Origin of the sequence: Kitasatospora sp. NPDC047058, from assembly GCF_040643935.1 — a bacterium.
GTDB lineage: Bacteria > Actinomycetota > Actinomycetes > Streptomycetales > Streptomycetaceae > Kitasatospora.
This window is the reverse complement of sequence record NZ_JBEYVJ010000957.1, coordinates 1-1,061: the sequence shown is the minus strand read 5'-3', so window position 1 is coordinate 1,061 and position 1,061 is coordinate 1. Positions and strand designations below refer to the sequence as shown.

The window sequence follows — 1,061 nt, the reverse complement described above, 5'->3', positions numbered from 1 at the left end:
TCTCCAACGACAACCTGCGCAAGGGCGCCGCGCTCAACGCCGTCCAGCTCGCGGAGCTGGTCGCCGCCGAACTGACGGGCTGACCCCGCCCGCGCCGCGTACCCGGCGGCCCTCGTCCTCGGACGGGGGCCGCCGGCGTTTTCGCGGCCCCGCTTCCGTCGTCGCGGCGCCGCCGCGGGCCCGTCGCGGGCCGCCGTCGAGGGCTCGGCGCTGTTGCCGGACCGCGACATCCGCCGAGGTTCGGCGCGCGAACCAGGGGTAAAGGTGACCCAACGATCGGGCGGCCACGGGCACCCCTCACCCCGCACGGGCCCGAGCGCCGGGCGGCACGCGCCCACCCGGGACCGCCCCACCACGGCGGCGCCGGACCGCGAGGGCGAGCGAAAAGAGGTGCGCGATGGACCGCTGTGTCGTCCTGGTGGACGCCGGATACCTGCTGGGCGCCGCCGCCAGCCTGCTCGCCGGGGACCCGTCCCGCTCCCGGGTCACCGTCGACCACACGGCGCTGATCACCGCCCTGCGCGAGCGGGCCGAGGCCGAGACCGGCCTGCCGCTGCTCCGGATCTACTGGTTCGACGCCGCGCCCGACCGGCGCCCGATGCCCGAGCACCGCCGGCTCCGCGTCCTGCCCCGGGTCACTGTCCGGCTGGGCGCGCTCACCCGGGCCGAGGGCCGCTGGGTGCAGAAGGGCGTGGACGCCGCGATGCACGCCGAGCTCTCCGAACTCGCCCGCAACCGGGCCTGCGCCGACGTCGTGCTGATCACCGGCGACGGCGACCTGCTGCCCGGCATGATGTCCGCCAAGGAACACGGCGTCGTCGTCCACCTCTGGGCGCTGCAGGCCGCCGACGGCGACTTCAACCAGTCCGAGGACCTGGTCGGCGAGGCCGACGAGCGGCGGGTGCTCGACCGGGAGTGGATCGAGGGCTCCTTCAGCCTGCGCGAGACCTCCACCGTCTTCCCCGCCCCCGGGCCCCGGCACGAGATCGCCAAGATCCTCGCCGCCCCGCCCGCGGCCCCGCCCGGCGTCGTCCCCCCGCCCGCCGTCCCGCCCGCCGCGG

1 protein-coding gene is annotated in these 1,061 nt (G+C 77.0%); it reads left to right on the top strand.

Going from position 1 to position 1,061, the window contains the following annotated elements; all coding sequences use genetic code 11:
- Positions 1–397 precede the first annotated feature (397 nt).
- Positions 398–1,061 (top strand): NYN domain-containing protein (locus ABZ885_RS41925; protein ID WP_360200562.1); only part of this gene is annotated, 664 nt, incomplete at its 3' end.